Below are 6,315 nucleotides of genomic sequence, written 5' to 3'. Positions count from 1 at the left end.
ACTCGATTGTCTATCTTTTGGTATTAATCTATTTGTGCCTTAAGTCCTTTCCTGTATGAATTTCAGCTACTTTTGAGCGTAGTTGCTCTCATCGAATTTTATTTTAAGTTAATTATTTGCATAACAATTCCCGAAGAGCCTATTTTTTTATAGCTGGATAGTCATTAATATTAACTCCCCTTCTTGTAAAAATCAACCATTTATCTTTATAATTGATCCGCCATTTACGCACATCAGCACCCACAGCTAAAGGTTTAATAATCTCTGCACTTTTAGGGTCTTTAGCAATTAATTCTGCTCGTTTTGCATCATCAATCCAAAAAGCTTTGTTCAATCCAGTTTTGATGCCAACATATATTTTGGTATTAATATAATTTTCTAAAGTAATTCCCACTTTTTCCATTTTTTGTAAAATGTCAGTATTGTTACTATCTGTGAGCAACCAATTTGCTCCCTTAATCGCATCTGTGGACAAATTCTGTCCAGTCTTTCTAACAATAGCTAAGACATCAGGATAAGGTTCTTCTAAGGATTTAACTTGAGTAAAAATCGGTAAGTTACTAACTTTACCACTCTTTTGAGAGATAAAAATCATCGGGTAAGCTGTCGCACTCTTGAATACTGGTAAATCCCCAAAATCGGTAATACTTCTCACCTGACAAGTATCAGCGATATGCTGTCTTAACTTCTCCCCATACTTTGCCCGAAACCACTTATTAGAAGAAATAAAAGCTAACATTCCCCCAGTTTTAAGTAATTGTAAAGCTCTCGCATAAAAGAAACAATATAAATCCGATGTTCCCGTATAAACTTCCGGGTAAACCTGCTTTAAAGTTGGTTTTAAATCCTTAATTAATTCCTGTCTCACATAGGGGGGATTTGCTACCTGAATATCAAAACCTCCCTCCGCTAATACCTCGGCAAACTCCACCACCCAATCAAACCCTTTTGAGATAGCTTCCTTATCACTCGCAATCACAGAAGCACTGCCATGGGTTAATAAAGCAATCTGTTTCTTAACCTCATTAATCTCCTGTTCAAGACTTTGTTTATCACTGCCTAAATGCGCTCTTAAATACTTGGCTTTAGCTTCCCTAAACCGATGGATAAACTCCTCGCGCACCATCCCAGAACCTTGGGGATTAGGAGCAGTTAGACTATCTCCTGTTTCGATTTTAAACTTCAAATTCGGTAGCGGTGGCGGATTGTCTCCCTCATATTCAACCGCTAAGGAAAGCCATAACCTTAAGCGAGCAATATTAACCGCAAAAGGATCGATATCAACTCCATAGATATTGGTTTCAATAATCTCTAACTTGCGCTGATAAACCGTTTTATAATCAATGCCTTTAGTAGCAAATAAACACTGACGCAAATCTAATAACTCATGCAACATTCCCAATAAATAAGCTCCACTTCCACAGGCAGGATCACAGACTTTGACCTGTTTTAAGGTTTCTAAAACTGCCTCTGGATTCTTTAAATTAATAGCATTATATTCGTCAACAAAAAGCTCAATCGCTTCTTTGTTTTCAGAAGTTAACTTACTGCTTAAATATCCCTTCAAAGCCTCCCGACACATAAAAGAAACTATCGGTTTAGGTGTGTAATAACTACCTGATTCATGTCTTCCCGTGACTAATTCCTCAAACACTTTACCCAACATTTCTGGGTCCACTGCTACCTCCACATCAAGGGGTGTACTCTCAGTTACAGTGAAATTAAAATTACTAAAAAGGCCCTGTAAGATAACATTGATCGCCTGATCGGGTACTATTATATTAGGATTGCGGTCATCCTCATCCTGTTCAAATAATCCCCCATTAAGATAGGGAACTGTGCCGATTATTTGCCGAAGAAAACCACCGTTATTGATACCAATAATATCCGTTTGTTGGGGATTATTCAGTCCCGTAAAAAACAGATGAGTCAAGCGATTATAATAAAAGTTTTTGTCCGAGGTGCTGTTATCATTCTGATAATCCTGCCATAAGGTTTCTAGATAGTCTGTTTGTTCGTTAAACTTCAGCCAACCTTTTTTCTGGATAAAAACAATAAACATCAGGCGATTAAACAGCTTCTGAGTAAATAGTCTTCTCTGGTCAGCATTAGGGATAGTTTTAGTAATTAATTGCTCAACTTTTTCAAAGACCGAGCGATACTGTTCAAAAAATTTCTTAGTAACTTTCTCAACATCAAAAGCTTCATCATGACGTTCCTGAATCGCTAAAGGAGACTCGGAACTAATATTATCTAAATCCAGTAAACTTAGGCGTTCTGTGGCGGTTCGTAACTGTTCCCCCGGACCCACTGTAATTCGACGCAAGACTTGCCGTTTTTCTTGTTTGACATCATATTTAACATTGATAAAATGCCACCGTTCTTGGTGGAAATCAGAGAAAACAAAGAGAGTGTAGGGATGGTTTTTTAGCAGTTGAGTAACGACAAGACGCTCTAAATTGAGCAGCAGTTGCTTAGAGTTGAGACGAGCATAAATAACCTGAAAATCTTCCCCCCCAGAAGCTAATAAAATTGGATCTTCTGCTAATGCTTCTACTGCTTTATCCGGCCAATTGCGTCGGGACAGGGTTTGATTTTCTCGCTCGTAATTTAACTCAGACCAGAATAATTTTTTGAGCGCATCCAATCCTCTCAGGGATGAAAGAAGGTCATAAACTGACTGCCGAAGTTCAATATCACTCATAAGTTTTCTCACGACCTCTCATTTAGGTTTACTTTCTCTAAGTAGCTGATTATAAATCCCCCCTTAATCCCCCCTTAATAAGGGGGGTGTCTGATTTTAACATCTGACTACTTAGGACTTTTGCCACTTCAGTCAAATTGTATCGGGATCGATGCCTAATTCTCGCAATTTTTGTGCCAATTTTTCCTTGGCTTGTCGTTCCCTTTCTTTTTCTAAAAGAGCCTGTTCTTTTTCTAAAAGAGCCTGTTCTTTTGCCTGTCGTTGCTCTAATTCCGCTTCTTGAGGAGTGGGGACTAATTGACCATCGGCGGTAAAATAACGCAGTTTCCGGTCAAATATGCCTAAATATAATCCTAACTGTTCACTCCACAGATAACCCCGGTCATTGGGAGAAATGGCTTGATATTGTCCCTCAATTAGTCTAAATCCCTGCAATTCTAAACTATTAGGATCAAACCAAAAATAATTAGGAGTGCGAAAGGTATTTTGATAGAGAATTTTCTTGTTATTGCGGTCAATATTGGCCGTAGAATCGGAGATAATTTCGACAATTACATCGGGATATTTACCCTGTTCTCCCCAAACTACCCAACTTTTGCGGGGACGTTTTTCGGTATCTAAAACCACAAAAAAATCAGGACCACAGAAATCACGTTTTTTTAGTTGTTCCGCGTTGTAGTAGATGGTTAGATTTCCCGAAGCGTAGTAATCACTCCTCTCGCGCCATAATAATTCTAGACAACTAAGGAGAATGATGATCTGTTGCAGGTGTAGATCACTTTCCAAGGGTGGTTCATCACTCCATAAATCTGTGGGGGGATAGGTAACTTCTGGGATTATGTCTAGGGCTGTCATGACTTTTTCCCGGTATTTTAGGATTGATTAATTATAGCTTTTTTCTCACAATTGCAGAGATAAGGCGGGGGGATTTCAGCTAATAGGCTCTCTTCTTCTTTGTGTGATAAGTTTAAGTTATACAGGAGTGATCAATCTCTGTGTCCTTTGTGTCTTTGTGGTTCCTTCCACTCGCTCGCCAGCAGGACTGTATCTTAGAATACATTTTACCCACCAAACCTAAGAGAGCCAACCAATAACTTAATCCTATACCTTGACCGATCGCCCTCCGCACCTTAAAACTTCTATACAATAGCCCCAATAAGTCCGATAACAACGATGACTGAAACCCTAATTCAACCTGCCACCCTAGTAGAACTCTTACGTTACCGCGCCACGGCACAACCAGAGGGCCATGCCTACACTTTTCTTATTGACGGCAAAAAAGAAACCCCACCTTTAACCTACAGTGAACTCGATCGCCAAGCAAGAGCAATCGCCGCCTATTTGCAAAAATACCAGGCCCAAGGAGAACGGGCCCTGTTACTCTATCCTCAAAGTTTAGAAGTAGTGGCCGCTTTTTGTGGTTGTCTCTACGCGGGAGTGATTGCCATTCCCGTCCCCCCACCGGAATCGGGACGACTTAAGCGCACTCTGCCCCGTTTACACGCAATTGTCAAGGATGCTAATGCCACCTTTGCCCTAGTTACCGAAAGTATTCTGACTCTTATTGAAGGTGTTAAGGACGAATTCCCAGAATTCGACCAAATGAAATGGATTACTACCGAAAGAATTGATATTTCCCTGGCGGACCAATGGCAAGATCCCCAGGTGGATAAATCGGCGCTTGCCTATCTGCAATATACCTCCGGTTCGACTAATATCCCCAAAGGGGTGATGCTAAGTCATTTTAACCTGATGCACCATTGCGGTTACTTGCAAAAAGCTTGTGGTTACGAACCGGATAGCGTTACCCTCACTTGGATGCCCTATTTTCACGATTACGGGTTAGTCGAAGGTATCACCGTCCCCCTCTACAACGGTACACCCTGCTATCTCATGTCTCCCTTTGCTTTTATTAAGCGTCCGATGCAGTGGTTAAAAAATATTACTAAGTACAAAGTTACTCATAGTCAAGCGCCCAACTTCGCCTATGATCTTTGTACTCGCAGGATTAAAGCTGCCGATTTAGCGGAATTAGACCTGAGCAGTTGGCAGGCCGCGGGAAATGCCGCCGAACCGATTAATCCGAAGGTCATGGCTAAATTTGTCGATACTTTTGCAGATTATGGCTTTTCTTGGCAAACTTTCGCCCCTGCCTACGGATTAGCTGAATATACCCTCTTGATTTCCAATAAACCCAAGGGAACCACCCCAATTATCACCGCTTTGGATGCCACCGCCTACGAACGCGGTAAAATTGTCCCTGTAGGTTCCGATCGAACCACGGGAGTTAGATACGTCCCCAGTTGTGGTCGTCGCGTCTGTGATACCCGTATAGCTATGGTTAATCCCGATACTTTCACCCTTTGTGCAGCCGATGAAGTGGGCGAAATTTGGGCCAGTGACCCCAGTATGGCCGCTGGATATTGGCAACGGGAAGACGCAACCAAAGAGACTTTTCAAGCTTATCTTACTGATACAGGAGAAGGGCCGTTTTTACGCACCGGAGATTTAGGTTTTCTTCTCGATGGGGAATTACATATCACGGGACGGATTAAGGATTTAATTATTGTCCGTGGCAGTAATCATTATCCCCAAGATTTAGAATGGTCAGTACAGCATCTTAATGAGGTTTTTCGTCCCGATTATGGCGCCGCTTTTTCCATTGAAGATAACGGGGAAGAACAGTTAGTTATTGTCCAGGAATTAGAGCGTCGCAGCGGGGAATTAGATACGGCCAAATTAATTGCCGATATCCGTCAAGAAATCGCCGAAGAACACGAAATTATGACCCATGCGATTGTTCTGGCTAAATCGGGAACAATTCTCAAAACTGCCAGTGGCAAAATTCAACGTCGCGCTATTAAACAGAATTTTCTCAATGGGAATATTAGTATTATCGATGCTTGGTCAGAAAATCCTCAGTTAGTTAGTAAATTCGATCGCTCTATTTCTGAAACAGAAGCATAGTTTTTTGGGTGGGCAATTCTCACCCGATCGAGGTTAACTAATCGTGTTAGGATTAGGTTAAGGATTAAAGTTAGGGTAAACGCCCAAAATGTCACATTTACAAACACTTTATACCATGATGTTGAGAGAGCCGACTATTTTGCTTGTATATGTATTGGATGTATGAGTAAACAGGATGAAAATTCGTTATGAACTGATTATTTACTGGAGTAATGAGGATCAACTATTTATCGTTGAAGTTCCAGAACTGGCAGGATGTATGGCTGATGGAGAAACTTATCAAGAAGCTGTACAAAATGCTGAAATCATTATTCAACAATGGATTGAAACAGCACAGGAATTAGGCCGAGAAATTCCTGAACCTAAAGGACGTTTATTATTTGCTTGAACAAGCACAGGAATATGTAATACTAAATCCAGTTATTAAAAACTGATTATTTATTCCCCCTTTTGCATGAGTGCCTCTGCTGATATGTAGCTTATACTCAACGGATTTATTATGATTGGTACTCAACAGGAATTATCTGGATTTACAAAATATTTAAATGATCAGTACTCCAGGAATATAATACTAAATCACCAATTTTTTTTGAACAGAAAAAGTAAGGGCGAAGCATTCGGATAGGAAATCTACGGTTTCAGCG

At 40.5% G+C, this 6,315-nt stretch carries 4 protein-coding genes; 2 read left to right on the top strand and 2 right to left on the bottom strand.

Annotated elements, in window-relative coordinates; all coding sequences use genetic code 11:
• Nucleotides 1–139: 139 nt before the first annotated feature.
• Both O9323_RS09215 and O9323_RS09210 read right to left on the bottom strand, forming a co-directional pair.
• Nucleotides 140–2,704 (bottom strand): Eco57I restriction-modification methylase domain-containing protein, encoded by a 2,565-nt coding sequence (locus O9323_RS09215; protein ID WP_288125000.1) that lies wholly within the window; start codon nt 2,702–2,704, stop codon nt 140–142.
• Nucleotides 2,705–2,836: 132 nt separating this feature from the next.
• Complete coding sequence (locus tag O9323_RS09210) at nt 2,837–3,559, bottom strand: Uma2 family endonuclease (RefSeq protein WP_288124999.1); 723 nt, start codon at nt 3,557–3,559, stop codon at nt 2,837–2,839.
• A gap of 318 nt (nt 3,560–3,877) precedes the next feature.
• Between O9323_RS09210 and O9323_RS09205 the strand changes: the two genes are divergently transcribed.
• Nucleotides 3,878–5,671: a fatty acyl-AMP ligase gene (locus O9323_RS09205; protein ID WP_288124998.1), complete on the top strand. Its 1,794-nt coding sequence runs from the start codon at nt 3,878–3,880 to the stop codon at nt 5,669–5,671.
• A 175-nt stretch (nt 5,672–5,846) separates the two neighbouring features.
• A complete protein-coding gene (locus tag O9323_RS09200; protein ID WP_002776225.1) occupies nt 5,847–6,059 on the top strand; it encodes a type II toxin-antitoxin system HicB family antitoxin in 213 nt (70 codons plus the stop codon).
• The last annotated feature ends 256 nt before the right edge of the window (nt 6,060–6,315 follow it).

Source organism: Microcystis sp. LE19-131.1A (genome assembly GCF_027532015.1).
GTDB lineage: Bacteria > Cyanobacteriota > Cyanobacteriia > Cyanobacteriales > Microcystaceae > Microcystis > Microcystis ichthyoblabe_A.
The sequence above is the reverse complement of the archived record's forward strand: the minus strand, read 5'-3'. Positions and strand labels throughout refer to the sequence as shown.

Bases quoted from the DNA above. Each gene is read 5' to 3' on its own strand.
- O9323_RS09205 (WP_288124998.1), top strand. From the start codon at position 3,878: ATGACTGAAACCCTAATTCAACCTGCCACCCTAGTAGAACTCTTACGT.
- O9323_RS09215 (WP_288125000.1), bottom strand. From the start codon at position 2,704: ATGAGTGATATTGAACTTCGGCAGTCAGTTTATGACCTTCTTTCATCC.
- O9323_RS09210 (WP_288124999.1), bottom strand. From the start codon at position 3,559: ATGACAGCCCTAGACATAATCCCAGAAGTTACCTATCCCCCCACAGAT.
- O9323_RS09200 (WP_002776225.1), top strand. From the start codon at position 5,847: ATGAAAATTCGTTATGAACTGATTATTTACTGGAGTAATGAGGATCAA.